A 22468-nucleotide genomic window follows, 5' to 3' on the forward strand; every position below is an offset into this window, starting at 1 on the left:
TTATTTATATCTGTAAGTAATTCTGCCTTTTGTTAAATCGTATGGTGACATTTCCAGTTTTACCTTGTCGCCAGGCAATATCTTAATATAATGCATTCGCATTTTGCCTGATATATGAGCAATAATTTCATGCCCGTTTTCAAGCTCCACCCGGAACATGGCATTGGATAATGCTTCTTTTATTATACCGTCTTGTTCAATAGAGGCTTGTTTAGCCATATTTTATTGATTTCTATTTAATTATACCCTAACATTTGGGGTTGCAAAATTAAATAAAAAAATTTAATTTATTTGCTTCCTTCCTGTATTTTCTTATTTTTTGTTATATCGTCGCAGCGCCAAGCACTTCGTCGATATAATCAAATGAAGAAAGCACATCCGCTTTACCTTTGCGCACGGCAACGGTATGTTCATAATGTGCAGATGGTTTTCCGTCAATCGTACTTACAGTCCAGCCATCTTTCCAAAATTTCACTCCCGCTCGTCCCAGGTTGATCATTGGCTCTATCGCAATCACCATGCCTTCCTCCAGCTTCATTCCCGATCCGCGCTTACCGTAATTAGGTACCTCCGGCTTCTCATGGAGCGAATATCCAACCCCATGTCCCACCAATTCTTTAACTACGCCAAACCCGTTTTTTTCAGCATGATCCTGAACAGCAAAAGCGATATCTCCAATCCTCAAACCGGCTACAGCCTTTGCAACACCAAGGTCAAGACATTCCCTTGTAACTTTCAGAAGCTTCTTTACAGCCGGATCGATCTCTCCAACCGCGAAGGTAAACGCCGAATCGCTAACAAACTTATTCAGTATTACACCACAGTCAACGGAAATTATATCCCCCTCCTTCAATTCATAGCCCCCTGGGAAACCATGTACAATACTATCGTTAGTGGATATACATAGCGAATAAGGAAATCCATTGTAGTTCAGGAAAGCCGGCACACCGCCATTATCCCTGATATACGTCTCGGCAGCGTTATTGATCTCAATGGTTTTAACACCCGGACGAATAAGTTTTGCCATTTCGCCCAGGGTTTTTGAAAGAAGTGAAGAACTGGCTCTTATGAGCTCTATCTCCTCATCTGTCTTAAAATTAACCTTTGGCATGTTCTTAAATTAAAGTGCGGGACCAGTAGCCCCTGTTGCAACAGGAGTACGCCCTCTTAGTCTTCCCGTCTTCATCAATCCGTCGTAGTGACGCATTAACAAATGGCTTTCAATCTGCTGCAGTGTATCTAGAACAACACCCACCAGGATAAGGAGTGAAGTACCCCCATAGAAGTGAGCAAAGTTGCTGTTTATACCCAGAATGATCGCAATAGACGGTAGTATGGCAATAATTGCAAGGAAAACAGAGCCCGGAAGCGTTATTTTAGAAATAACAGCATCGATATACTCTCCTGTAACTTTGCCTGGTTTTATCCCCGGAACAAATCCGCCATTCTTCTTCATATCATCCGACATCTGAACGGGATTAACCGTTATCGCGGTATAGAAGAATGTAAAAGCAATAATCAAAAATGCAAATGTTCCATTATAGGCAACAGAAGTATAATTGGTTAATGCCGACAACACAGGTCCCTGAGCACCAGGGAAAAATTGCCCGATACTCATTGGTATAAACATCAGAGCCTGAGCGAAAATGATAGGCATTACACCAGCAGCATTCACCTTTAAAGGAATATACTGACGAACGCCTCCATATTGCTTATTTCCGACTATCTTTTTAGCATACTGAACAGGAATCTTTCGAACCCCCTGAACAATAAGGATAGTAAATACTACCACAAAGAATAAGGCGATAATTTCAACGATAAAAGGAATGATTCCACCACCAGTTAATCTTGAATCAAGCTCGGCTATAAAGGCTCCGGGAAGCTGGGCGATAATCCCAACCATGATGATCAATGAGATCCCGTTACCTATTCCTTTATCAGTTATTTTTTCCCCTAACCACATTACAAATAATGTACCTGCAGTAAGAATCACCATAGAAGAGATCGAGAACAAAGGTTCTCCAAGCATCTTCGCATCAGGAGTAATCTGTGTACGAACATACCCAACCGCTTGTAATAATGTGATAGCAACGGTAAGATAACGTGTGATCTGATTCAGTTTCTTCCTTCCGCTCTCTCCCTCCTTCTGCATCTTCTGAAAAGTTGGAACAGCAATACCTAACAGCTGCACAACAATGGATGCAGAGATATAGGGCATTACACCTAAGGCGAATATTGACGCCCTGGAGAATGAACCTCCTGCAAACATATTTAATAAACCAAGGAGGCCTTCCTGTGCCTGATGTTCAAGCGCAACAGGGTTTACTCCCGGCAATACAATGAAAGAACCAACACGGTAAATTAAAAGAAATAAGAGTGTGTTTAAAATACGCACTCTTAAGTCTTCAATTTTCCAGATATTGGAAAGGGTAGTGAATAACTTCTTCATTAATTACAATTTAACAATTGCACCACCGGCTGCTTCAATCGACTTCTGAGCAGAAGCTGTAAAAGCATGGGCTGTAACTTCAAGTTTGCTTGTTACTTCTCCTCTTCCAAGGATCTTTACACGGTCATTCTTTGATACTAATCCGTGTTCCTTTAAGGTGTCAAAGTTGACACTTGTAAGGCTGAATTTCTCTGCAAGGGCTTGTAAAACGTCTAAGTTAACGCCTACATATTCCACGCGGTTAACATTCTTAAAGCCAACCTTTGGTACCCGGCGTTGTAAAGGCATCTGTCCGCCTTCGAAACCAACTTTCGATGATGTACCTGAACGGGAACCAGCACCTTTATGACCACGGGTTGAAGTACCCCCGCGACCGGAACCAGTACCCCTGCCTATACGTTTCTTATTTTTAGTTGAACCTTCTGCAGGTTTCAAATTACTTAAGTTCATGATTAAATACTTTCTACTGCTACAAGATGATTAATTTTCCGTACCATCCCGATGATAGCCGGGGTAGCTTCTACCTCTACAGTCTGGCTGATTTTGTTCAAACCAAGAGCCTGCATGGTTCTTTTCTGGCGCTCGCTTCTGTCGATAACGCTTTTAATCTGAGTGATCCTGATTTTCGCCATGATACTTATCCGTTAAAAACTTTACTAAGATCCACACCACGTTGCTGCGCTACTGTGTACGCATCTCTCATCTGAGATAAAGCAGATACTGTTGCTTTTACCACGTTATGCGGGTTTGATGATCCTTTAGACTTTGCTAATACGTTATGAACACCGGCACTTTCAAGTACTGCACGCATAGCACCACCAGCAATAACTCCGGTACCATTTGAAGCAGGTTTGATTAACACATAACCACCTGAAAATTTTCCATATTGTTCGTGAGGCACAGTTCCGTTAATAACCGGAACTTTCACCAGGTTCTTTTTAGCATCATCGATACCTTTAGCGATTGCTTCGGTTACTTCTTTAGCTTTTCCAAGTCCATAGCCTACCACTCCGTTTTCATCACCAACCACTACGATTGCTGAGAAACTGAATGTACGGCCCCCTTTAGTAACTTTAGCAACACGCTGTATGCTAACTAAGCGATCCTTTAATTCGATTTCGCTTGATTTTACTCTTTTTATATTGATCGTTGACATCTATTCTTCAGATTAAAAATTAAGACCACCTTCACGTGCGCCTTCAGCCAGTGATTTAACACGTCCGTGGTATAAATAACCATTCCTATCAAATACCACCTGGCTGATACCGGCTGCAACAGCTTTCTCTGCTACAAGCTTACCAACAGCCTTAGACTGTTCAACTTTATTTCCATTTGCAGAAAACTCCTTTGATAAAGAAGATGCTGAAACGAGGGTCTTACCTGTAGTATCATCAATAACCTGAGCATAAATTCCTTTATTGCTTCTGTATACTGACAAACGGGGGCGTTCAGTAGAGCCAGCCAATCTGCGTCTGATGCCTTGTTTAATTCGCGCTCTGCGAGATAATTTACTTCCTGCCATGACTTATTATTTTTTAGCTGCTGATTTACCTGCTTTTCTTCTTAACACTTCACCTACAAACTTAATACCTTTTCCTTTGTAAGGCTCAGGAGCACGCAGGGAACGTATTTTAGCTGCAACTTGTCCTAATAATTGTTTGTCGATACTTTCCAGTATAATCGTTGGATTTTTACCTTTATCAGCAGTTGTTGTTACTTTAATTTCTTTAGGTAATTCAAACACATAATGGTGTGAATATCCAAGCACCAGGTCCAGGGTATTTCCTGTATTAGAGGCACGGTAACCCACGCCCACTAGCTCCTGCTGCAATTTATATCCTTCAGTAACACCTTTAACCATGTTGTTTAAAAGTGACCGGTAAAGACCGTGAAGGGCTTTATGGCGTTTCTGTTCAGACGGACGCACTACTAGTAGTTTTCCATCTTCCTGAGAAACAGTTATATCTCCGTCTAAACGTTGTGATAATTCACCTTTGGGGCCTTTTACTGTAACCACATTATCTGCAGATACGGTAATAGTAACACCACCAGGGATTTCTATTGGGGCTTTTCCTATTCTTGACATCCTTTAATCCTCCTGATTAATGTACGTAACATAATACTTCGCCACCAATGTTCAGGTTGCGGGCTTCCTTATCGGTCATTACTCCCTTAGAGGTAGAAATGATCGCAACTCCCAAACCATTTAATACACGTGGCATCTTGTCTACACCTGCATATTTTCTCAAACCAGGCTTACTCACACGTGTAAGGGTGCGAATAGCAGGAACTCTAGTTACCGGATGATATTTCAATGCAATTTTGATTGTACCCTGTGCATTGTTGTCCTCGAACTTGTAGTTCGCGATGTAACCTTTATCAAAAAGAACTTTTGTGATCTCCTTTTTGAGGTTTGATGCAGGAATTTCTACAACCCTGTGGTTGGCCTTAATGGCATTCCTTACTCTCGTAAGATAATCTGCTATTGGATCTGTATTCATTATTTGTTGTTTTTGGTAGTGGTATCACACATTGGACCTGCTACCGGTTAATATTTATTGTTGCGGGTTCCAGGTTGTAAGTTGTAGGATAAAGCGCCTTACAAAGGCCCGCAACCCACAACTTACAACCTGCAACTCTTTATTACCAGCTGGCCTTCTTTACTCCCGGAATCTTTCCGGCAAGAGCCATTTCGCGGAATGTTACACGAGAAATACCGAACTGCCTCATATATCCTCTCGGACGACCAGTTAATTTACAACGGTTGTGTAAACGAACCGGAGAAGCATTTTTAGGTAATTTATCCAATGCTGCAAAATCTCCTTCAGCTTTCAAAGCAGCTCTTTTCTCAGCATACTTGGCAACTAATTTAGCACGCTTAACTTCCCGTGCTTTTACACCTTCTTTAGCCATTATTTACTGTCTGATTTTTAAATGGTAAACCAAATTGCTTTAATAATTCCAGCGCCTCAACATCGTTTTTTGCTGAAGTTACAAAGGTAATATCCATTCCCATAATTTTACTGATCTTGTCAATATTGATTTCAGGGAAAATGATTTGCTCAGATATACCTAAAGTGTAATTGCCGTGTCCGTCAAAACCTTTGTCGTTGATTCCTTTGAAATCGCGGATACGAGGTAAAGCAACAGAGATCAAACGATCAAGGAACTCATACATCTGGCTGTCACGTAAAGTAACACGAACGCCAACCGGCATTCCCTTACGCAACTTAAAGTTAGAAATATCTTTCTTTGACTTTGCTGCAACCGCCTGCTGACCAGTAATTGTAGTAAGTTCGCTGATTGCCGTTTCTATTAACTTTTTGTCTGTAGTTGCTGCTCCAACACCCTGGTTGATAGCAATCTTTTCAAGCTTAGGAACCTGCATCACGCTCTTGTACTGAAATTTATCTTTCAGTGCAGTGCGGATCTCGTCCCTGTATTTTGATTTTAATCTTGGTACGTAACTCATTGCTTAATTTCCTCCCCGGATTTTTTAGCTATTCTAACTAGTTTACCTGCAGCATCCTTTTGTCTCCCGACACGGGTTGGCTTACCGGTTTTAGCATCAACAACCATCAGGTTAGAGATATGAATAGGAGCTTCCTTTTTAATAATACCGCCGTTAGGATTTGCAGCATTAGGCTTGGTATGGCGTGAAACCATGTTCGCACCTTCTACAATAGCCCTGTTATCTTTTAGAATTATTTCTAAAATTTTGCCCTGCTTACCTTTAGAGTCGCCGGCTATTACCTGAACCAAATCACCTTTACGGATTTTCAGCTTAGGCTTTACTTTATTATTCTTTACCATGTTACAATACCTCCGGTGCTAATGATACAATTTTCATGAATTGTTTTTCACGCAGCTCTCTTGCAACCGGACCGAAGATACGAGTACCACGTGGTTCGTCCTGATTATTCAATAATACAGCTGCGTTATCGTCGAAACGGATATAAGAGCCGTCCTTGCGCCTGATTTCCTTTTTGGTCCTTACCACAACTGCTTTCGACACAGTTCCTTTTTTAACGTTACCAGAAGGAAGCGCACTTTTCACGGTTACAACGATCTTGTCACCAACAGAAGCATAACGCTTCCCGGTGCCGCCCAGAACACGGATCACTAAAACTTCTTTAGCTCCGCTGTTATCTGCAACATTCAGTCTTGATTCCTGTTGTACCATTACTTAGCCCTTTCTAAAATTTCAACTAATCTCCAGTTTTTATTCTTACTCAGCGGACGAGTCTCCATAATCAACACTGTATCACCGATACCACAAGTGTTGCTTTCGTCATGAGCCATAAATTTGGTAGTCTTGTTAACAAACTTTCCATAGATCGGATGCTTAACCTTCCGTTCTACAGCAACCACGATGGACTTATCCATCTTGTTGCTAACTACCAACCCGGTACGGGTTTTTCTTAATTTTCTTTCCATTTCGACTCTAAAATTATTCAGTTTCAGAAGCGGACTCTGGCTTAGCAGCAGCATCTGCCGCTTTACGCTTAGTCAATTCTGTATTTAAACGTGCGATATCTTTTCTCACCTTGCTAATACGAGATGGATTCTCTATGGCAGAAACTGTATGCGCAAATTTTAATTTTGTGAGATTGGCTCTTTCCTCGCTTATGCGGGAAACAATCTCTTCAGTTGATAGCTCTAATATTTCTGAGGTTTTCATCTTTTCTTTATTTGTTGTGTGTTCCGGGTTGCGGGATGCGGGAAGGAACCCACAACATTCAACCTGCAACCTTCAACATTTATGCTTCTACGTAATCTCTACGTACTACAAATTTGGTTTGTACCGGTAATTTCTGAGCGGCTAAACGCAATGCCTCTTTAGCTATTTCCAAAGGCACACCTTCAGCTTCAAAAATCATTCTACCCGGACGGACAACGGCAACCCAGTATTCCGGAGCACCCTTACCTTTACCCATACGTACTTCCGCAGGTTTCTTGGTAACAGGCTTGTCAGGAAAAATCCGAATCCACACCTGGCCTTCACGTTTCATATAACGTGTAACCGCAATACGTGCAGCTTCTATCTGGCGACTTGTTATCCACGCCGGTTCCAATGATTTAATTCCGAAAGAACCGAAGGCAAGCTCAGCACCACGGGTAGCTAAACCTTTCATTTTGCCCTTCTGCATCTTTCTGAACTTCGTTCTTTTTGGCTGTAACATCTCTGTTTGTATTTATATCGTTAACGATGTCTGAACTTCTATTTATTTCTTTCCGCGAAATCCTCCGGCCGCGCCACCACGGTTCGGGCCAGCCTGGCCTCCGCGATTTTGTCCTCCGGGACGATTCTGACTGCCACCACGGTTCTGGCCACCCTGACCGCCACGGTTATCTCCTCCACTGCGTCTGTCGCCTCCACCGCGTCTGTCATTAGCGCCTCTGCGATCATTTCCACCTCTGCGGTCACCTCTTTCACCACCTCCGAAAGCTGCAGCGCCTTCGCCTCTGCCTCTTACGCCGGTTGTCTGACCGATATTCGGAGAAAGATCACGTTTACCGTAAACTTCACCTTTACAGATCCACACTTTCACGCCAATCTTACCATATGTAGTAAGAGCTTCTGCAAGTGCGTAATCAATATCAGCACGGAAAGTATGCAATGGAATTCTTCCTTCTTTATATTGCTCAGTACGTGCCATTTCAGCTCCACCTAAGCGGCCTGAACACATTACCTTGATTCCTTCGGCACCTATACGCATCGTTGAAGCGATAGAAGTTTTCATTGCACGACGGAAAGAGATACGAGCTTCGAGTTGCTTTGCAATTCCTTCTGCTACTAACTGAGCATCCAGTTCAGGACGTTTGATCTCGAAGATATTGATCTGAACATCTTTCTTTGTCAGCTTCTTTAACTCTTCCTTGATCTTATCAACTTCCTGACCACCTTTTCCGATAACAATACCTGGACGGGCAGTGTGGATGGTTACTGTAATACGCTTTAATGTACGTTCGATCACCAATTTAGCAACACCGCCTTTAGCGATACGAACAGAAAGATACTTGCGAATCTTTTCATCTTCAACTAATTTATCGGAGTAGTTGTTGCCACCGAACCAGTTAGAATCCCAACCTTTGATGATTCCTAATCTGTTACCTATTGGATGTGCTTTTTGTCCCATTTCTCCTTAATTAGTTTGTGTTTCTAGATTCTTGCTGTCAACAACCAGAGTTACGTGGTTAGAACGTTTACGAATTCTGAATCCACGGCCCTGAGGGGCAGGCCTAAGCCTTTTTAACTGACGGCCACCGTCTACAAACACTGTTTTCACAAACAATTCGTTGTCTTCCGGACGTTGTCCTTCGTTCTTGGCTTCCCAGTTTTTGATGGCCGATAACAAAAGTTTCTCAACTTTCTGGGCAGCTTCTTTATTTGTATACTTTAAAATATATAGTGCCTTTTCAACACGCTCACCACGGATAAGGTCAACAACCAGTCTCATCTTACGAGGCGAGGTAGGGCAATTATTTAGTTTTGCTACTGCTTCCATTGCTTATTTTCTCTTTTCAGCGTGACCTCTAAATGTTCTGGTTGGAGCAAATTCTCCCAACTTGTGACCAACCATGTTTTCAGTTACATAAACAGGTATAAACTTGTTACCATTATGTACTGCAAATGTATGACCTACGAAATCCGGAGAGATCATCGACCGGCGTGACCAGGTCTTAATAACTGATTTCTTACTGGTTTCGTTCATAGAAAGCACTTTGCCTTCCAGATTGTGATCAATATAAGGGCCTTTTTTAATCGAACGTGCCATTATTTCTTCCTCCCTTCAATAATATAACGATTTGAGGTTTTCTTCTTATTACGGGTCTTATAACCTTTCGAAAGTACCCCGGTTCTTGAACGTGGATGACCACCTGAAGCCCTTCCTTCACCACCACCCATAGGGTGATCGACAGGGTTCATTGCAACACCACGAACACGTGGGCGATAGCCCAGCCAGCGTTTTCTTCCAGCCTTACCCAAAACTTCATTTGCCTTTTCAGAATTTGAAACTGTTCCGATAGTGGCAATACAAGAGGCCAGGATCATACGGGTTTCGCCTGAAGGCATCTTAATGATAGCATACTTCCCGTCACGGGCAGATAGCTGAGCATAAGTACCTGCACTACGTGCAATCGACGCACCCTGACCCGGATTGAGCTCAATGTTATGAATAATTGAACCTAGAGGAATGTTCTTTAAGGGAAGAGCATTGCCTACTTCTGGTGCTACTCCTTCGCCGGATACTACGGTTTGACCAACCTGTAATCCTTCGGGAGCAATAATGTAGCGCTTTTCGCCGTCGGCATAGTGCAACAGAGCGATACGTGCAGTACGGTTAGGATCGTACTCTATAGTGGCAACAGTTGCGGGGATATTATTTTTATCGCGTTTAAAATCAATCAATCGGTATGCTTTTTTATGTCCCCCACCGAGATAACGCATAGTCATTTTACCGGAATTATTCCTACCGCCTGATTTCTTGATAGAAACTACTAACGACTTTTCAGGAACGTTTGTAGTAACATCTGAATAATCGCCTCCTACGCGGAAACGAGTACCAGGGGTAACCGGTTTAAATCTTCTAACTGCCATGTTCTAATTAAATATTGCTGTAAAAGTCAATAGTTTCACCATCTTTCAGCGTTACAATAGCTTTCTTGTATTTAGGCGAACGCCCGGAAACAAATCCTGCTTTTGTGTAACGGCTTTTTGCTTTACCAGAAACCACCATCGTGTTTATCGCCTGGATATTAACACCATACATTTGTTCAATTGCACCTTTGATCTGCAATTTGTTGGCTCTGTAATCTACTTTAAATGCAAACCGGTTTAACTTCTCAGTTAACGCGGATGCTTTCTCTGTTAAAATAGGTTTTTTTAAGATTTCCATAATTACCTGGCGAATGCCTCCTCCAATGTTTTAACAGAACCAGTAGTTAACAAAAGCTTTCCTGCGTTCAATACATCATAAGTATTCAACTGATCGGCAGTGATCACTTTCGCTTTCTTAATATTTCTGCTTGATAAATACACATTATTATTAGCAGCCGGTAATACCAGCAAAGTCTTTTCTGAAGCAATGTTCAGATCTGTCACCATCTTGATGTAGTTCTTTGTCTTTATAGAATCGAAAGAAAAATCTTCAAGAATGACAATGTTATTGTCTTTTGCCTTGTATGATAAAGCCGACTTACGGGCCAGTTGCTTTAACTTCTTGTTTAATTTAAAGCTGTAGTCGCGTGGCTGCGGACCGAAAATACGGCCACCACCATTAAACAATGGTGATTTAATGCTACCTGCACGCGCACCGCCTGTACCCTTTTGTTTATATAATTTACGGGTCGATCCGGCAATCTCGTTACGTTGCTTAGATTTATGCGTACCCTGACGTTGATTAGCAAGATATTGCTTAACGTCCAGATAAATTGCATGATCGTTAGGTTCTACACCAAAAATCTCTTCAGGAAGTTGCACCTTGGCACCTGTTTCTTTACCTGAAATGTTTAATACGCTAACTTCCATCTTATTTATCCACGATTACGTAAGAACCCTTAGCTCCCGGAATAGAACCGCTAACTACCAATAAATTTTGTTCAGGATAAATCTTCAAAACCTGAAGGTTCTGAACTTTAACTCTTGAACCACCTGTACGGCCTGCCATACGCATGCCTTTAAATACACGTGAAGGCCATGAAGAAGCACCTAACGAACCAGGAGCTCTTAGTCTGTTATGCTGTCCGTGAGTCGCCATACCAACACCACCAAAACCATGACGCTTCACAACGCCCTGGAAACCTTTACCTTTTGAAGTACCAACAACATCAACGAAGTCGCCTTCAGCAAAAAGTTCAACAGTTATTGTATCGCCCAAACTTTTCACATCTTCAAACGTTTTAAACTCCACAAGCTTCCGCTTTGGAGTAGTGTTTGCTTTTGCGAAATGGCCTTTTAACTGTTCGGTAGTGTTCTTTTCTTTCTTCTCGTCGAAAGCTAACTGAACTGCCTCGTACCCGTCTTTCTCAGAGGTACGAACCTGTGTTACAACACAGGGGCCAGCTTCGATAACCGTGCATGGAATATTGCGTCCATCGGCATCGAAAATGCTGGTCATTCCTACTTTTTTTCCAATAATACCTGACATTTTCTTTTATTTCTTTTGCGCCCATCGAAGCAGTAGGGCTTCGCTCAAGGCATAATAATCCCTCGAAAGGGAGGGCAAAGATAGAAATGTTTAATTAATTATCAAATAGTTAGGATGTTATTTTTTAAAGAAAATCGCAGCGAAGACTGTCACACTACTCCCCCGCTTTTAGTTAATACCAAAAACGTACTGTTTGCCCCGGCGGAATATCACTTGTGCGACAAATATATGTCGTTTCTCCGTCACGCTGACGAACAGCTGACGAACAACTGACGAACAATTGTAAAGCAGTTGACAAATAACTGACGAGCAATCGACAAGGGGTTGACGAACAGCTGTCTTGTCCTGAAATAGCTATACAGGTTAATGAATAAATCCTGAATTAATTATACACTTCGATTTGTTATTCCTGTTTCGATTATACACTGCAATTTGTTAATCCTGTTTGAACTATACAAGGACAAGTCCCTCCTTTTTTGATTTTTTATTTTTCCAGCGTTTCATCAAGACCCCTGCCCGTAAATGCGCCTGCTCAGGGGTTAGGTAATCACAACTGGCATGAGGTCTTACCTCATTATATGCCCGGATGCTTTCGGCGATCTTTGTTTTGGTGTCCTCAAAGCCGAGTCCTGAGTGATGCAGATTGAATTCTTCTTTGAGAATCCCGTTCACCCGTTCAGCCAGTGCATTTTCATAGGGATCGCCATTTTCGGTCATACTGATGGCAATCCTGCTGCCCAGTAAAACCTCTACATACTCTTTGCTGCAATACTGGGATCCCCGGTCGGAATGATGGATCAGTTCATCCTGATAGATCCGCTGGTCCAGGGCCATTCGCAGTGCTTCTACACATCCTTCCGCGCTGAGATCTTTATGAAAGCAGTAACCCATGATCTTGCGGGAGTAAGCATCCGTCACCAGGCTGAGATAACCCCATCCGCTGTTCATGCGGATATAAGTAATGTCACTCACCCATACCTGCTCGGGACGGTTAACCCTCAATTCTCTCACCAGATTGGCATATTTATGCATCCAATGGCGCGAATCGGTCGTCACTACCCGCCTCTTTCTGCGACGGATATCCAGTCCGTGCTCCCGCATCAGATCAAATAAATAGTCCCGCCCGATCCGGATGCCATGCTCTGCCAGCATGGGAGCGAGCATGTAATGTAATTTCAGGGTACCTGTCCGCGGAAGGCCCTGACGGATCTGATGGACATGCTGAAGGGTGATCTCCTCTTTTAATCCAATATCCTCATAGCGCCACTGGTGGTCATACCAGGCATGGCGGCTCTTGCCAAACAATCTGCACAGCGTCTTTATTCCCATTCGGGGCTCCTCCTGTTTCATTTTGGTGACTGTTTGGCTCCAGACTTTTTTCGGATATCGATTTTAAGCTGTTCTTCGGCTATATCGATCATCGTCTCCAGGGCCCGGATCTTTAACTGTGCCTCTGCCAGTTGTTCCGCCAACCTCTTGACCTGGCCTGACGAATCTCCTTTTGGTTCCTTCTCTTCTGATTTCACGGGTGCTATTTGACGCCTAAGTTCGGCATTTTCTGCTTTCTGTTGTCTTAGCCAGCCGGCTACTACTGTTTTGCTCCTTATTCCAAAAGCTATACATGCTTCCCGAACCGACATCCCTGACTCCACGGCCCGCAGCACTGACCGTTTCTCCGAGGGACTATACCTCCGGTTTTGCCCTGCATGATACGCCTCTGATCCATACCGGCTCATCCAATTGGTCAACGTTGATTTGTGCATCCCATATTCCCGCAGTATCTCCCGACGCGGAACTCCTGATTCGATCTTTTGGACTATTGTCTCAATTTCTCGCTTGGTAAAGGGAACATTCTTATTCTCCCTTGTTGACTTTTTTTCTCCTCTTTTTGTTTCCATACACTTCTTGTTGGGTGTATAGCTTTTTTAGGAATGGACAAGCTGACGAGGAAGAAGAAAGCCAGGAACGAATGAAAAACAACCAGAAAGCGAAGATCTAAGACAGAAACGAAAACCATGTGACGAACGTAAGAGAAAAATCAGGAGACAAGAATAGAGCGGGAGAATTATGTTTGTTCTCCCGCTCTATTCTTAAGAGTGCTGCCCTTCGTGAATACCTTCAGCAAACTCTTCACACATTTTCCGGTTAAACGCAGGAAGGTCGTCAGGGGTACGGCTTGTTACCAAACCCTGATCGACAACCACTTCACGATCTACCCAGTTTGCGCCCGCATATATAAGGTCTGCCTTAATTGAAGGATACGAAGTCATTTCCCTGCCTTCAACTACTCCTGCGGTAATGAGCGACTGAGGGCCATGACAAATTGCTGCCACAGGTTTACCGGCATCAAAGAAATCTTTAATAAAGCTTATCGCCTGGTCGTTGAGGCGCAACTGATCTGGATTAATCACTCCTCCCGGCAACACGAGCCCGTCATAATCTTCGACTTTTACCTCCGAAATGTGTTTATCAACCGGCACATCTATCGACCATTCATGATTTTTCATGGCTCTTACAGTCTCCTTTTGCGGCGAAATAACGTGCACGTTTGCCCCCGCTTCTTCCAGTGCCTTTTTCGGGCTGGTCAATTCAACTTCCTCAAAACCACTCTCCGTAAGAATAGCAATGTTGCGATTACTTAAATTTGCCATAATGTTTTTATTTGGTAGATTATAGATATAAAAAGTAACGCCTCGAAAAATCATTTGTTTTAAAGATTTTAAAGTGCAGCAGCCCTCTCTTCGGCGAGCAGCAGCTTTGGGCTTACACTTTTGTCCTCTTATCCCTTTTCCTTATCTTTGGATTGTAACTCATCACCATGCTAAAAAAACGTATTGCCATCTTTGCATCCGGTTCGGGCTCGAATGCCCAGAAGATAATGGAACATTTCAAAAAACACGCCGATGCAGAAGTAGCCATTGTACTTTCAAATAATCCAAATTCATACGTTTTGCAGCGCGCCGATAATTTTGAGATCCCGTCGCATGTATTCGACAGGTTTGAATTTTACAAAACAGATAATATCGTTACCCTCCTTAAAAAAATGGAGATTGATATTATAGTGCTGGCCGGTTTCGTATGGTTAATTCCGGAAAACCTTTTAAAGGCATTTCCTAATAAGATCATCAATATTCATCCGGCGCTTCTTCCCAAATATGGAGGCAAAGGAATGTATGGCGACAACGTTCATAAGGCCATACTTGCAAATCACGAATCCGAATCGGGTATTACTATTCATTTTGTAAACGAGAATTTTGATGATGGGGAAATTATCCACCAGTCCCGTTTCAAAATTGAAAAAGGCGATGACATCGAAATGATCAAATTTAAAGGTCAACAACTCGAACATCTGCATTATCCAAAAGTGGTAGAAAGCTTATTAAAAAAGATGAAGAGTCTGTAAAAGCAGAAATCAGCTGTCTTTCGGAAATTTTTTGTCGGGTAATGTAATTATTTTATGTTTTACCTCGTCATATCTAAAATCAATCTAATGAAACCATTATTTCCATCTGGTAAAAACCCTTTCAGTAGTGTTATATGGTCTCATTGTTTTTCTAACTCCACATCATTCACTGCTGTCAGTATTGTCTATGCTATAATTATGGCAATACTTATAGGCGGATGCAGTCACGACAGAGGCAAAATAAAGCTTCATGCCAGAGATTCTGCTGACAGCGCGATCTCCGGCCACTGGGTACTAATAGACAGTTCCTCAAAAAGCCAGCAAAGGAGTACATCGTTGGATCGGGATACTCTTACAGCTTTCATCCTGAACGAAGATCATTCAGCAACATTATACAAGAAGGGGCCTGCTGCAATTAAAGAAATGGCAGGAAACTGGAAATGGAGTAAAGAAATTAGTGATTCTGCAGGCCGGCCAGTAAAGCAGCATAGCAAAGCGATTGTGATCACTGATCACACAACAAACGATTCTATAATCAGCCTCAAAATCACGGGTGATCTGCAGAAAGACGAACCTATATTAAGCATCCCTAATAGTTTATCCTATAAAAAAGAGCCGGAAAGAACGCACTGATATCCTCTCCGGCAAAAGGCGCCCTCATGCGAACATGCGGACTCCTTTTCTTCTTCTTTCTGCGGGAACCAATCAGTCCCATATACTTTCAAGCTGGTACACTTTCAAATCAGAGACAGAGGCTGTACCTCCCCTGGCCGAAATGGAAAGTGACCGGATCTCTGGTTTTATATTTATATTGACCGGCATAAACAGCAGGCCATCACCCGCGAACACCTCCAGTCCGGTTCTGTCAGCGTATATTATTAATTTTTGTTTACCTTTTTGTAATGGGGCGGAGGCGGTAACTCCATCGATGGTGAGCTCCTGTTTAACCGCATTATAAATCACCGGAACCCCGCGAACGTTTAGTACTACTTCTTTCGCTGTACCAGGTTCAAACTCAAGCCTTATTTCTGCCAGCTCAATATCAAGGGAAGACAGAGGGTTTGCGGAGTTGTCCTTCAGCTTCATTTTGCCGTACGAATATGTTTTGTTACGTAGAGCTTCCAGCTCTTTAACAGGTCTGCGGATGAGTCTTAATCCCTCTGTTCTCCGTTCCAGTTTCAGTTCCAAAGGGATACTCATTGATTGGTTAAAGTTCATTCCCTCTCTGTCGGTATGAGTTCGCCACCAGCCAATCTCAATACGCCGGCCCTTAGGTTCGTTGCTGTAAGTTTGGGCGGCATAAAAATCCCTTCCCCGTTGTCCGTTTAACCTTTCTGTTTCGGGTTTAAAAACCTTACCGTCAAAGTTCCCTATAGCATATTCGCTGTTTGCCCCCGTAAGTATCCATTTCGTTTCTTTGCTTCCTTCAACAGTGAGTTGAAAAAACTCCGGACATTCAAACAGGTAGCCATCTCTGCCTGCTCCTCCATTGATACTACTGACAGGAGTCCAGTCCTTCAAGTCAGGAGAAGTGAGGAACTGCATACTATGCTGCTCGTGCGCTCTCTCCACATAAACCACCATCACCCATTGCTTAGACGGTTCGTACCATACTACTTTGGGATCCCGGTTGTCCTTGTTGATCCTCGGAACAACGGCCTTTTCGAGCTTCTGAAAACTACGGCCGTCTGTGCTCCAGGCCAGATACTGCGACCATGCTCTTGCACCAGTAAAAAACATCACCATCGCAGGCTTGCCGGGCTTACCCAAACCACTTGTATTCTCCTGATCAACCACGGCACCACCACTGAAAACCGGACCGAATGGACCAGGATGAAGAGCAACGTCCAGTTCTTTCCAATGTACCAGATCTTTACTTACAGCATGGCCCCAACTCATATTTCCCCATCCGCGTCCATAAGGATTATGCTGAAAAAAAAGATGGTATTCACCATTATAGTAGACCAATCCATTAGGGTCATTCGTCCAGCCTCTTTTAGGAGAGAAGTGAAACTGCCCGCGAAACTTTTCTTTATATAATCCGTCATCATTGCCGTCTGTATCGCTTTGCACTATCGGATTGAATACCCCCGACCCTTGCTTAATCTTATCCACCCTTAATTCGACTGGTTTTCCCTTCCACTGGGAAATATCAAGATAAGCCAGCCAATCGGGTGTTTCCTCAGCGAGCTCTATGTCAAAAAAACGTGTGTTAATACCATCCACCCAAAGTTCAACATTACGTTTAGGCGCGCCGTTCTTTACCGGCAAAACGAGGTACTTTTTTTCAGCTGTAAAATATTTGCTGTAATTCACCTCGGGCGGTGCATTACGCTCCTGTGCCCACGCTGTTATAGATAATAAAGCGAGAAAAAAAATGTTCGAGAATATCTTCATGAAATGTGATTTAAATTGACCTGACTTATTTACCATCCCTTATTCTGCTGGTACAATCCTTTACTGTAGTTTATTTGGTTAAGGGGAATGGGTAAGTATTCGTCCCTGCCCTTAGTAAATTTAGCCTCCGCTAAATGCGCTGACCTTGTCTTTTCAATGCTAAAGTAAGTATTTATTACTTCTGCAGCTATTCCCCATCTTACCAGATCAAAAAACCGGTAGCCTTCTGTTGCAAACTCCAGCCTGCGTTCCCACCTTAAAGCCTGGCGGGCAAAATCCCGGGTCCAGGTACAATTGATCCCTGGCTTATAGACGTCGATACCATAGTGAGAAATCGGAGTACCATCGGCTTTTTTCAGCAGAGAGAGACTACCAGCGGCCCGGGTTCTCAATTGATTAATCAGAGGCAAGGCTTCGTCCTGCCGCCCCAGCTCAATAAGCGCTTCGGCTTTGAACAGTAATACATCATCGTAACGTATTATATCCCAATTCTTAGAGCTTGACATAAAGGGCGGAATTTTCTGAAAGGAGGGGTCATCAGGGGCAACAACTTCCTTCATACTGGCAAAGGCATCATAAACTTCAGGAGCCCGCGCCCATGATCTTTGAAAGATGAAATTAGCTTTATACTTATAAGGATGTCCCGGAATAGCAACGGTGTGGTCGAGCCGCGGATCAAAAGTTCCGGTAGTATAATCGCCTGAGGCGGCAACATCATTACTATTGTATGAGTTATACATTGGAAGGCCTTTTTCATCCGTTTTAAAAGCGTTGATCAAATCGTGACTGGGGACGTGGAATCCACAGCATCCGTATTCCTGATTCATGGGGTAGCTCAGCTTATGCCCTTCGTCAAGTCTGCCCTTTGGCGTTCCATCATCTTTCGAATACTGAATAGCAAATACAGATTCGGCACTATTTTCGTGCTGGGTAAGAAAATTAGCGGCAAAGTCAGTATTTAAGTGATAGTTTCCGGAGTTGATCACCTCGTCGCAAAGATTGTTCACCTCAGTCAGCAAAGCAGCATCAACAGAAGTCACTGCATTATCTTCATTCTGTTTATATGCCTGATACAACAACGCTTTAGCTAAATAGGCCTTGGCTGCATATTTATCCGGCCTTCCCGCATCCGTTCTGGTCTGTGGGAGCCGATCGGCCGCATCCCGGAATCCTCCTGTTATTTTATTCCAAAGCTCATCATCAGATAGTGTTCTGTTAGATACAGAATCATAAGTTGCTTTGGGAACAGTTTCGTCTATATAGGGGACGTATTTAAAGAGTATTTTTGCAAGAAAGTAGAAATGTCCGCGAAGGAAATACATTTCTCCCAGGCGCTCCGATTTGAGGGGATAAACAGACTGATCTATTGCATTCAATCTTCTTAACGCGTCATTAACCCGGCCAATACATACATATAATCGATACCAAACAAGATCGGTTTTTGAATTATCTACCCGATTTAAAGAGAACGTTTCATAGAGGTGAAAGTCGCCTATATCACCAGGACCGTCTCCACCTTTATATGTATCTCCGCCACGAATGCTTCCGTAAGGCCACATACTTGAGTATGGGGCCTCGAAGTAGTCATTTCCCAGGCCTGAATAGGCGGCAATTACCATTTTATCAACGTTTTCAGGTGTATTAAGATCCTCATCAGATATAACGCCCTGCGGTGTTTCATCCAGAAACCTCTTACATGATGATAAAACCCCAAGAATGAGCACGATTATCAGGAATTTACTTTTCATATTCACTAATTTTAAGTTTTTAAAATGATACGTTTACTCCGATGGTGGTAATAGTCGGAATAGGGAAAGCCTGATTTGGGATTTCCGGATCGGCGGCGGTAAATGATTTACTCTTTATAGTAAAGAGATTACTGCCCTGCAAAAAAACGCGCGCTCCCTGGATCCCTGACGATTTAAAAAGATTTTTAAGATTATACCCCAGCTGAAGGTTTCTTAATTTTAAATACGAGCCCTTTTCATAAAAATAAGTTGACGCTCGCCCTTCGTTATTTCGATCGACTAAAGTTAGTGCCGGAATTTCCGAACTACTATTTTGAGGAGTCCAGGCATTCAGGGTTCTTTCGCCCCAGTTACTGCCCACCCACAGGGATGAAAAGTCGGTAAATGTTTTGAATTCATTATAAACATCATTGCCCTGAATACCCTGGAAGAAACAGCTGAAGTCAAAACCTTTGTATCGTAGTTCGAGATTAAGCCCATATTGAAATTTAGGATTACCGTCGGCAATGAAGTCGCGGTCTTTATCATCAATAACGTTGTCGCTGTTCAGATCTTTGTACCTTATGCGGCCAATACCCTTTCCGGTTTGAGCCGGAGAATTGTCCACTTCCTGTTGTGATTTAAACAATCCATCTGCCACATATCCGAAAGAAGAATTAATAGAGCGGCCAAGAATTGTTTTGTCAGTTCCATTACCGGGGTATGAAGCTAAAACCTGAGAAGGAAGAGAGGTTACTTTGTTCCTGTAGGCGGAAATATTTGCGGTTGCTGAAAAGGACCACTCCTTTGAAAGGTTTCCGTTATAAGAGAGCAAAAACTCAAGTCCCTTATTTTGCATGGAAGCTCCATTAAACCAATAATTTCCTCCTTCGCCTAATACAGCGAGGAACCCTGGACTAATTAAAATGTCGGAGGTCTTCTTTACGAAATAATCGACCGATCCGCTGAGGCGATTTCCAAATAAACCAAAGTCGGCACCCCAGTTCGACTCAGTTGTACTTTCCCACTTCAGTTTATCATTTGCCTGCTGGATCAAAGTAAACCCAGATGGCAGTTGTCCTGAACCTGCGCCGGTTATATCATAAGCAGATCCACTGTCGAAAGCAAAAGTCTGATCTATTCCATAAATAGCGGAATACAATGCATAAGTAGCGTTATTTGCTATTTCCTGGTTACCTGATTTGCCCCATCCATACCTAAGCTTAAGATCTGAAAGGATAGTATTGTTTTTCAGGAAAGGCTCCTCGCTGATTCTCCAGCCCAAAGAAAAGGCAGGAAAAACGCCGTACCTGTTATCTTTACCAAAGCGCGATGATCCGTCCCGGCGAAGAGTAACAGAAGCCAGATATTTATTATCATAAGAATAATTCCCTTTACCGAAAAAAGACAATAATGAATATCCCGTACCGCTCCCTCCGTTGTCTTTATTAGAGGAACCAGCATCGAGGTAAGCATAATCAATATTCTCCAGAGCATACCCTTGCCTTGATGCAAAAAAGTTCTGGTTGATATACTTAATCTGTTCATGCCCTAAAACGAAGTCGGCACGATGTTTAGCTGAACTCAACGTGTAGTTGATCGTGTTCTGCCATACCCAATTACCGTCGTAACCCTGATTGGTGACATTTTGATTAGAGGGGTCAGATAAAAACCCGGAAACGTATGACTTCCGAAGTGTCCTCTGATAAGATCCGTTATAATCTACGCCAAGACTGGTTCTGAAATGTAAATTTGGAACAACTGCGAAATCGGCATAGGCATTACCGAAAACGCGATAGAAATATCCTGAATTTTGCTTGTTGTCTTCTATCAGCCGCACAGGATTATGCCGGTCGGTCATGCCTGGTGCTGGTCCGCCCCATCCCCCATCTACGGTGTGTACAGGTACAACTGCCGGCTGTACAAGAGACGTAAAGAGGATATCACCGAGAGGGATTAATGCATTTTTAATGTAAGTAACATTCATGTTCTCCCCTACCTTCAGCTTATTCTTCCAAAAGCTATAGTCCGAGTTAAACCGGGAGTTAATCTTGTTACTTTTTGAGGATTTAACAATACCCTTATTGTCATAATAGCCCACAGAAAAGAGACTATTTCCACGTTCTCCGCTGTTGCTGAGCGAAATATTAACTTGTTGTATCTGGGATGTCTGGCTGATCTCGTCGTACCAATAGGTATTGGCGGGCTTCATCGTCTTTGCAGCATCAATAAATTCAGGATAAATAATTTTGTTCAGCACCGGGTCATCGAAGTTGCCGTTCCAGTCGTACTGATAAATCTGATTGTTATTAGGGTTTGACCGGTCATTTACAGCAGCCTGCCAATACGCCCGTCCTTTCCCATCAGCATCAAGGGTCTTTTGTTTAGAAATATAAGATTGAAGAGAGGACGAAACATCGACATCTATTTTGGTATTGCCCTTTTTAGCTTTTTTTGTTGTAATAATAATCACTCCATTTGCCGCCCTAGAACCATAAATTGTAGCAGACGAGGCGTCTTTTAACACCTGAAATGATTCAATGTCGTTGGGATTAAGTTCCTGGAGCCCCCGTTTAGTAGGAATACCGTCGATTACATACAAAGGATCGTTGTTTCCGAGGGTTCCTACCCCCCTTATTCGTACAGTTGCCCCACCTTGAGGCGATCCATCGCTGGTAATAAACACTCCGGGCACTCGACCCTGCAACGCTTTCACAGGATTGCCCACTGGAATATCTTTAATCTCATTTACATCAACAACCGACACCGCTCCGGTTAGATCAGCCTTCTTCTGACTCTGGTAACCGGTAACCACAACTTCATTCAGAGACCGGGGAGCACCTGTTAATACAACATCTATTACAGTCCTGCTATCGACGGTTATCTCTCTCGATACATAACCAATATAAGAAAATACAAGAGTAGACCCCGCATTTGGAACCTTAATAGAATAACGGCCTTCGGCACTTGAACTGGCACCGATGTTCTGACCCCGTACCAAAATACTTACCCCCGGTAACGACTCGCCCTTCTCATCGGTGATCTTGCCAGAAATAGTGATACTTTGCGACCTTGCAACATGAATGCAACAAGTCATAGCAATTAGAAAATAAATAATTCTCATTTGACTAATTGGTTTTTAAAGCCCGTGAAATACTATGAATAGGACACGGCGCTTGGTTTGCGATACTCATTTCTAATGAGTTGATTCGTATTTTTCGATAGGATTTACCATGGGAGTTGGATACTGTATCCGGTTCTCAACCCATAAATCGTCTTTTCTTCATTTTTTTAAGTTTAACTGGTTAATTGATTTAGTTAATGGGACTATTTTCCATAG

General features: G+C 42.9%; 31 protein-coding genes. 2 read left to right on the top strand and 29 right to left on the bottom strand.

The window, feature by feature from the left end; translation table 11 throughout:
• From infA to BDE36_RS21465, 26 genes are all read right to left on the bottom strand, one after another.
• Entirely contained in the window at window positions 1-219 is a 219-nt protein-coding gene (infA, locus tag BDE36_RS21340; protein ID WP_021071231.1) for a translation initiation factor IF-1, read from the bottom strand.
• A 103-nt stretch (window positions 220-322) separates the two neighbouring features.
• Complete coding sequence (gene map / locus BDE36_RS21345) at window positions 323-1111, bottom strand: type I methionyl aminopeptidase (protein ID WP_141816418.1); 789 nt, start codon at window positions 1109-1111, stop codon at window positions 323-325.
• 9 nt (window positions 1112-1120) lie between these two features.
• A complete protein-coding gene (gene secY / locus BDE36_RS21350; RefSeq protein WP_128770437.1) occupies window positions 1121-2449 on the bottom strand; it encodes a preprotein translocase subunit SecY in 1329 nt (442 codons plus the stop codon).
• Window positions 2450-2452: 3 nt separating this feature from the next.
• The gene (gene rplO, locus BDE36_RS21355) at window positions 2453-2899 is read right to left on the bottom strand and encodes a 50S ribosomal protein L15 (RefSeq protein ID WP_128770436.1); all 447 of its coding nucleotides are present in this window, start codon (window positions 2897-2899) and stop codon (window positions 2453-2455) included.
• Window positions 2900-2901: 2 nt separating this feature from the next.
• A complete protein-coding gene (gene rpmD / locus BDE36_RS21360; protein WP_128770435.1) occupies window positions 2902-3081 on the bottom strand; it encodes a 50S ribosomal protein L30 in 180 nt (59 codons plus the stop codon).
• 5 nt (window positions 3082-3086) lie between these two features.
• Complete coding sequence (rpsE, locus tag BDE36_RS21365) at window positions 3087-3605, bottom strand: 30S ribosomal protein S5 (RefSeq protein WP_128770434.1); 519 nt, start codon at window positions 3603-3605, stop codon at window positions 3087-3089.
• A 12-nt stretch (window positions 3606-3617) separates the two neighbouring features.
• Window positions 3618-3971, bottom strand: a complete 354-nt coding sequence (rplR, locus tag BDE36_RS21370) for a 50S ribosomal protein L18 (protein WP_128770433.1) — start codon at window positions 3969-3971, stop codon at window positions 3618-3620.
• Window positions 3972-3977: 6 nt separating this feature from the next.
• Window positions 3978-4535 (bottom strand): 50S ribosomal protein L6, encoded by a 558-nt coding sequence (gene rplF, locus BDE36_RS21375; RefSeq protein ID WP_128770432.1) that lies wholly within the window; start codon window positions 4533-4535, stop codon window positions 3978-3980.
• Window positions 4536-4551: 16 nt separating this feature from the next.
• Complete coding sequence (gene rpsH / locus BDE36_RS21380; RefSeq protein WP_128770431.1) at window positions 4552-4950, bottom strand: 30S ribosomal protein S8; 399 nt, start codon at window positions 4948-4950, stop codon at window positions 4552-4554.
• A 142-nt stretch (window positions 4951-5092) separates the two neighbouring features.
• Complete coding sequence (rpsN, locus tag BDE36_RS21385) at window positions 5093-5362, bottom strand: 30S ribosomal protein S14 (RefSeq protein WP_128770430.1); 270 nt, start codon at window positions 5360-5362, stop codon at window positions 5093-5095.
• Entirely contained in the window at window positions 5355-5921 is a 567-nt protein-coding gene (gene rplE, locus BDE36_RS21390; protein ID WP_128770429.1) for a 50S ribosomal protein L5, read from the bottom strand. The genes rpsN and rplE overlap by 8 nt, the downstream gene beginning before the upstream one ends.
• Window positions 5918-6262 carry a 50S ribosomal protein L24 gene (gene rplX / locus BDE36_RS21395; protein WP_128770428.1) on the bottom strand — a complete coding sequence of 115 codons (345 nt, stop codon included), beginning with the start codon at window positions 6260-6262 and terminating at the stop codon, window positions 5918-5920. Before rplX ends, rplE begins: the two co-directional genes overlap by 4 nt.
• Before the next feature lies 1 nt (window position 6263).
• Window positions 6264-6632 carry a 50S ribosomal protein L14 gene (rplN, locus tag BDE36_RS21400; RefSeq protein WP_128770427.1) on the bottom strand — a complete coding sequence of 123 codons (369 nt, stop codon included), beginning with the start codon at window positions 6630-6632 and terminating at the stop codon, window positions 6264-6266.
• A complete protein-coding gene (gene rpsQ, locus BDE36_RS21405; RefSeq protein ID WP_128770426.1) occupies window positions 6632-6886 on the bottom strand; it encodes a 30S ribosomal protein S17 in 255 nt (84 codons plus the stop codon). The genes rplN and rpsQ overlap by 1 nt, the downstream gene beginning before the upstream one ends.
• Window positions 6887-6899: 13 nt before the next feature.
• Complete coding sequence (gene rpmC, locus BDE36_RS21410; RefSeq protein ID WP_128770425.1) at window positions 6900-7130, bottom strand: 50S ribosomal protein L29; 231 nt, start codon at window positions 7128-7130, stop codon at window positions 6900-6902.
• A 79-nt stretch (window positions 7131-7209) separates the two neighbouring features.
• Window positions 7210-7632 (bottom strand): 50S ribosomal protein L16, encoded by a 423-nt coding sequence (gene rplP, locus BDE36_RS21415; protein ID WP_128770424.1) that lies wholly within the window; start codon window positions 7630-7632, stop codon window positions 7210-7212.
• 42 nt (window positions 7633-7674) lie between these two features.
• A complete protein-coding gene (gene rpsC / locus BDE36_RS21420) occupies window positions 7675-8589 on the bottom strand; it encodes a 30S ribosomal protein S3 (protein WP_141816419.1) in 915 nt (304 codons plus the stop codon).
• Window positions 8590-8595: 6 nt separating this feature from the next.
• A complete protein-coding gene (rplV, locus tag BDE36_RS24040) occupies window positions 8596-8958 on the bottom strand; it encodes a 50S ribosomal protein L22 (RefSeq protein ID WP_128770422.1) in 363 nt (120 codons plus the stop codon).
• 3 nt (window positions 8959-8961) lie between these two features.
• Complete coding sequence (rpsS, locus tag BDE36_RS24045; protein WP_128770421.1) at window positions 8962-9228, bottom strand: 30S ribosomal protein S19; 267 nt, start codon at window positions 9226-9228, stop codon at window positions 8962-8964.
• Window positions 9228-10052 carry a 50S ribosomal protein L2 gene (gene rplB / locus BDE36_RS21435; protein ID WP_128770420.1) on the bottom strand — a complete coding sequence of 275 codons (825 nt, stop codon included), beginning with the start codon at window positions 10050-10052 and terminating at the stop codon, window positions 9228-9230. Before rplB ends, rpsS begins: the two co-directional genes overlap by 1 nt.
• Before the next feature lie 7 nt (window positions 10053-10059).
• Entirely contained in the window at window positions 10060-10350 is a 291-nt protein-coding gene (gene rplW, locus BDE36_RS21440) for a 50S ribosomal protein L23 (RefSeq protein WP_128770419.1), read from the bottom strand.
• Window positions 10351-10352: 2 nt separating this feature from the next.
• Window positions 10353-10982: a 50S ribosomal protein L4 gene (gene rplD, locus BDE36_RS21445; protein WP_128770418.1), complete on the bottom strand. Its 630-nt coding sequence runs from the start codon at window positions 10980-10982 to the stop codon at window positions 10353-10355.
• Window position 10983: 1 nt separating this feature from the next.
• The gene (gene rplC, locus BDE36_RS21450; protein ID WP_128770417.1) at window positions 10984-11601 is read right to left on the bottom strand and encodes a 50S ribosomal protein L3; all 618 of its coding nucleotides are present in this window, start codon (window positions 11599-11601) and stop codon (window positions 10984-10986) included.
• A 450-nt stretch (window positions 11602-12051) separates the two neighbouring features.
• Window positions 12052-12951 carry an IS3 family transposase gene (locus BDE36_RS21455; protein WP_141813453.1) on the bottom strand — a complete coding sequence of 300 codons (900 nt, stop codon included), beginning with the start codon at window positions 12949-12951 and terminating at the stop codon, window positions 12052-12054.
• On the bottom strand, window positions 12948-13499 hold the full coding sequence (locus BDE36_RS21460; protein WP_141814556.1) for a helix-turn-helix domain-containing protein: 552 nt from the start codon (window positions 13497-13499) through the stop codon (window positions 12948-12950). Before BDE36_RS21460 ends, BDE36_RS21455 begins: the two co-directional genes overlap by 4 nt.
• A 192-nt stretch (window positions 13500-13691) precedes the next feature.
• Window positions 13692-14252: a type 1 glutamine amidotransferase domain-containing protein gene (locus BDE36_RS21465; protein ID WP_141816420.1), complete on the bottom strand. Its 561-nt coding sequence runs from the start codon at window positions 14250-14252 to the stop codon at window positions 13692-13694.
• A 167-nt stretch (window positions 14253-14419) separates the two neighbouring features.
• On the opposite strand from BDE36_RS21465, the gene purN reads away from it, so the two are divergent.
• Entirely contained in the window at window positions 14420-15004 is a 585-nt protein-coding gene (gene purN, locus BDE36_RS21470) for a phosphoribosylglycinamide formyltransferase (protein WP_128770415.1), read from the top strand.
• A 198-nt stretch (window positions 15005-15202) separates the two neighbouring features.
• Window positions 15203-15637 carry a hypothetical protein gene (locus BDE36_RS21475; RefSeq protein ID WP_141816421.1) on the top strand — a complete coding sequence of 145 codons (435 nt, stop codon included), beginning with the start codon at window positions 15203-15205 and terminating at the stop codon, window positions 15635-15637.
• Window positions 15638-15709: 72 nt separating this feature from the next.
• Here BDE36_RS21475 and BDE36_RS21480 read toward each other — a convergent pair whose 3' ends face one another.
• From BDE36_RS21480 to BDE36_RS21490, 3 genes are read right to left on the bottom strand one after another with little or no spacing between them, the layout of a single operon-like run.
• Window positions 15710-17401, bottom strand: a complete 1692-nt coding sequence (locus tag BDE36_RS21480; RefSeq protein ID WP_161987749.1) for a glycoside hydrolase family 32 protein — start codon at window positions 17399-17401, stop codon at window positions 15710-15712.
• Between the two features lie 29 nt (window positions 17402-17430).
• The gene (locus tag BDE36_RS21485) at window positions 17431-19149 is read right to left on the bottom strand and encodes a RagB/SusD family nutrient uptake outer membrane protein (RefSeq protein WP_141816423.1); all 1719 of its coding nucleotides are present in this window, start codon (window positions 19147-19149) and stop codon (window positions 17431-17433) included.
• Window positions 19150-19168: 19 nt separating this feature from the next.
• Window positions 19169-22252, bottom strand: a complete 3084-nt coding sequence (locus BDE36_RS21490; protein ID WP_202618184.1) for a SusC/RagA family TonB-linked outer membrane protein — start codon at window positions 22250-22252, stop codon at window positions 19169-19171.
• Between the last annotated feature and the right edge of the window lie 216 nt (window positions 22253-22468).

The organism is Arcticibacter tournemirensis (assembly GCF_006716645.1).
Taxonomy (GTDB): Bacteria; Bacteroidota; Bacteroidia; order Sphingobacteriales; family Sphingobacteriaceae; genus Arcticibacter; species Arcticibacter tournemirensis.

Coding starts and splice junctions, on each gene's coding strand:
- rplN (WP_128770427.1), bottom strand. CDS start 6,632: ATGGTACAACAGGAATCAAGACTGAATGTTGCAGATAACAGCGGAGCT.
- BDE36_RS21465 (WP_141816420.1), bottom strand. CDS start 14,252: ATGGCAAATTTAAGTAATCGCAACATTGCTATTCTTACGGAGAGTGGT.
- rplP (WP_128770424.1), bottom strand. CDS start 7,632: ATGTTACAGCCAAAAAGAACGAAGTTCAGAAAGATGCAGAAGGGCAAA.
- rpsE (WP_128770434.1), bottom strand. CDS start 3,605: ATGTCAACGATCAATATAAAAAGAGTAAAATCAAGCGAAATCGAATTA.
- rpsN (WP_128770430.1), bottom strand. CDS start 5,362: ATGGCTAAAGAAGGTGTAAAAGCACGGGAAGTTAAGCGTGCTAAATTA.
- rplD (WP_128770418.1), bottom strand. CDS start 10,982: ATGGAAGTTAGCGTATTAAACATTTCAGGTAAAGAAACAGGTGCCAAG.
- rpsQ (WP_128770426.1), bottom strand. CDS start 6,886: ATGGAAAGAAAATTAAGAAAAACCCGTACCGGGTTGGTAGTTAGCAAC.
- rplB (WP_128770420.1), bottom strand. CDS start 10,052: ATGGCAGTTAGAAGATTTAAACCGGTTACCCCTGGTACTCGTTTCCGC.
- rplW (WP_128770419.1), bottom strand. CDS start 10,350: ATGGAAATCTTAAAAAAACCTATTTTAACAGAGAAAGCATCCGCGTTA.
- rplV (WP_128770422.1), bottom strand. CDS start 8,958: ATGGAAGCAGTAGCAAAACTAAATAATTGCCCTACCTCGCCTCGTAAG.
- rplR (WP_128770433.1), bottom strand. CDS start 3,971: ATGGCAGGAAGTAAATTATCTCGCAGAGCGCGAATTAAACAAGGCATC.
- BDE36_RS21475 (WP_141816421.1), top strand. CDS start 15,203: ATGGCAATACTTATAGGCGGATGCAGTCACGACAGAGGCAAAATAAAG.
- infA (WP_021071231.1), bottom strand. CDS start 219: ATGGCTAAACAAGCCTCTATTGAACAAGACGGTATAATAAAAGAAGCA.
- rpsH (WP_128770431.1), bottom strand. CDS start 4,950: ATGAATACAGATCCAATAGCAGATTATCTTACGAGAGTAAGGAATGCC.
- rplC (WP_128770417.1), bottom strand. CDS start 11,601: ATGTCAGGTATTATTGGAAAAAAAGTAGGAATGACCAGCATTTTCGAT.
- rpmC (WP_128770425.1), bottom strand. CDS start 7,130: ATGAAAACCTCAGAAATATTAGAGCTATCAACTGAAGAGATTGTTTCC.
- map (WP_141816418.1), bottom strand. CDS start 1,111: ATGCCAAAGGTTAATTTTAAGACAGATGAGGAGATAGAGCTCATAAGA.
- rpmD (WP_128770435.1), bottom strand. CDS start 3,081: ATGGCGAAAATCAGGATCACTCAGATTAAAAGCGTTATCGACAGAAGC.
- secY (WP_128770437.1), bottom strand. CDS start 2,449: ATGAAGAAGTTATTCACTACCCTTTCCAATATCTGGAAAATTGAAGAC.
- BDE36_RS21480 (WP_161987749.1), bottom strand. CDS start 17,401: ATGAAGATATTCTCGAACATTTTTTTTCTCGCTTTATTATCTATAACA.
- BDE36_RS21460 (WP_141814556.1), bottom strand. CDS start 13,499: ATGGAAACAAAAAGAGGAGAAAAAAAGTCAACAAGGGAGAATAAGAAT.
- rpsS (WP_128770421.1), bottom strand. CDS start 9,228: ATGGCACGTTCGATTAAAAAAGGCCCTTATATTGATCACAATCTGGAA.
- BDE36_RS21485 (WP_141816423.1), bottom strand. CDS start 19,149: ATGAAAAGTAAATTCCTGATAATCGTGCTCATTCTTGGGGTTTTATCA.
- rpsC (WP_141816419.1), bottom strand. CDS start 8,589: ATGGGACAAAAAGCACATCCAATAGGTAACAGATTAGGAATCATCAAA.
- BDE36_RS21455 (WP_141813453.1), bottom strand. CDS start 12,951: ATGAAACAGGAGGAGCCCCGAATGGGAATAAAGACGCTGTGCAGATTG.
- rplE (WP_128770429.1), bottom strand. CDS start 5,921: ATGAGTTACGTACCAAGATTAAAATCAAAATACAGGGACGAGATCCGC.
- BDE36_RS21490 (WP_202618184.1), bottom strand. CDS start 22,252: ATGAGAATTATTTATTTTCTAATTGCTATGACTTGTTGCATTCATGTT.
- purN (WP_128770415.1), top strand. CDS start 14,420: ATGCTAAAAAAACGTATTGCCATCTTTGCATCCGGTTCGGGCTCGAAT.
- rplF (WP_128770432.1), bottom strand. CDS start 4,535: ATGTCAAGAATAGGAAAAGCCCCAATAGAAATCCCTGGTGGTGTTACT.
- rplX (WP_128770428.1), bottom strand. CDS start 6,262: ATGGTAAAGAATAATAAAGTAAAGCCTAAGCTGAAAATCCGTAAAGGT.
- rplO (WP_128770436.1), bottom strand. CDS start 2,899: ATGAACTTAAGTAATTTGAAACCTGCAGAAGGTTCAACTAAAAATAAG.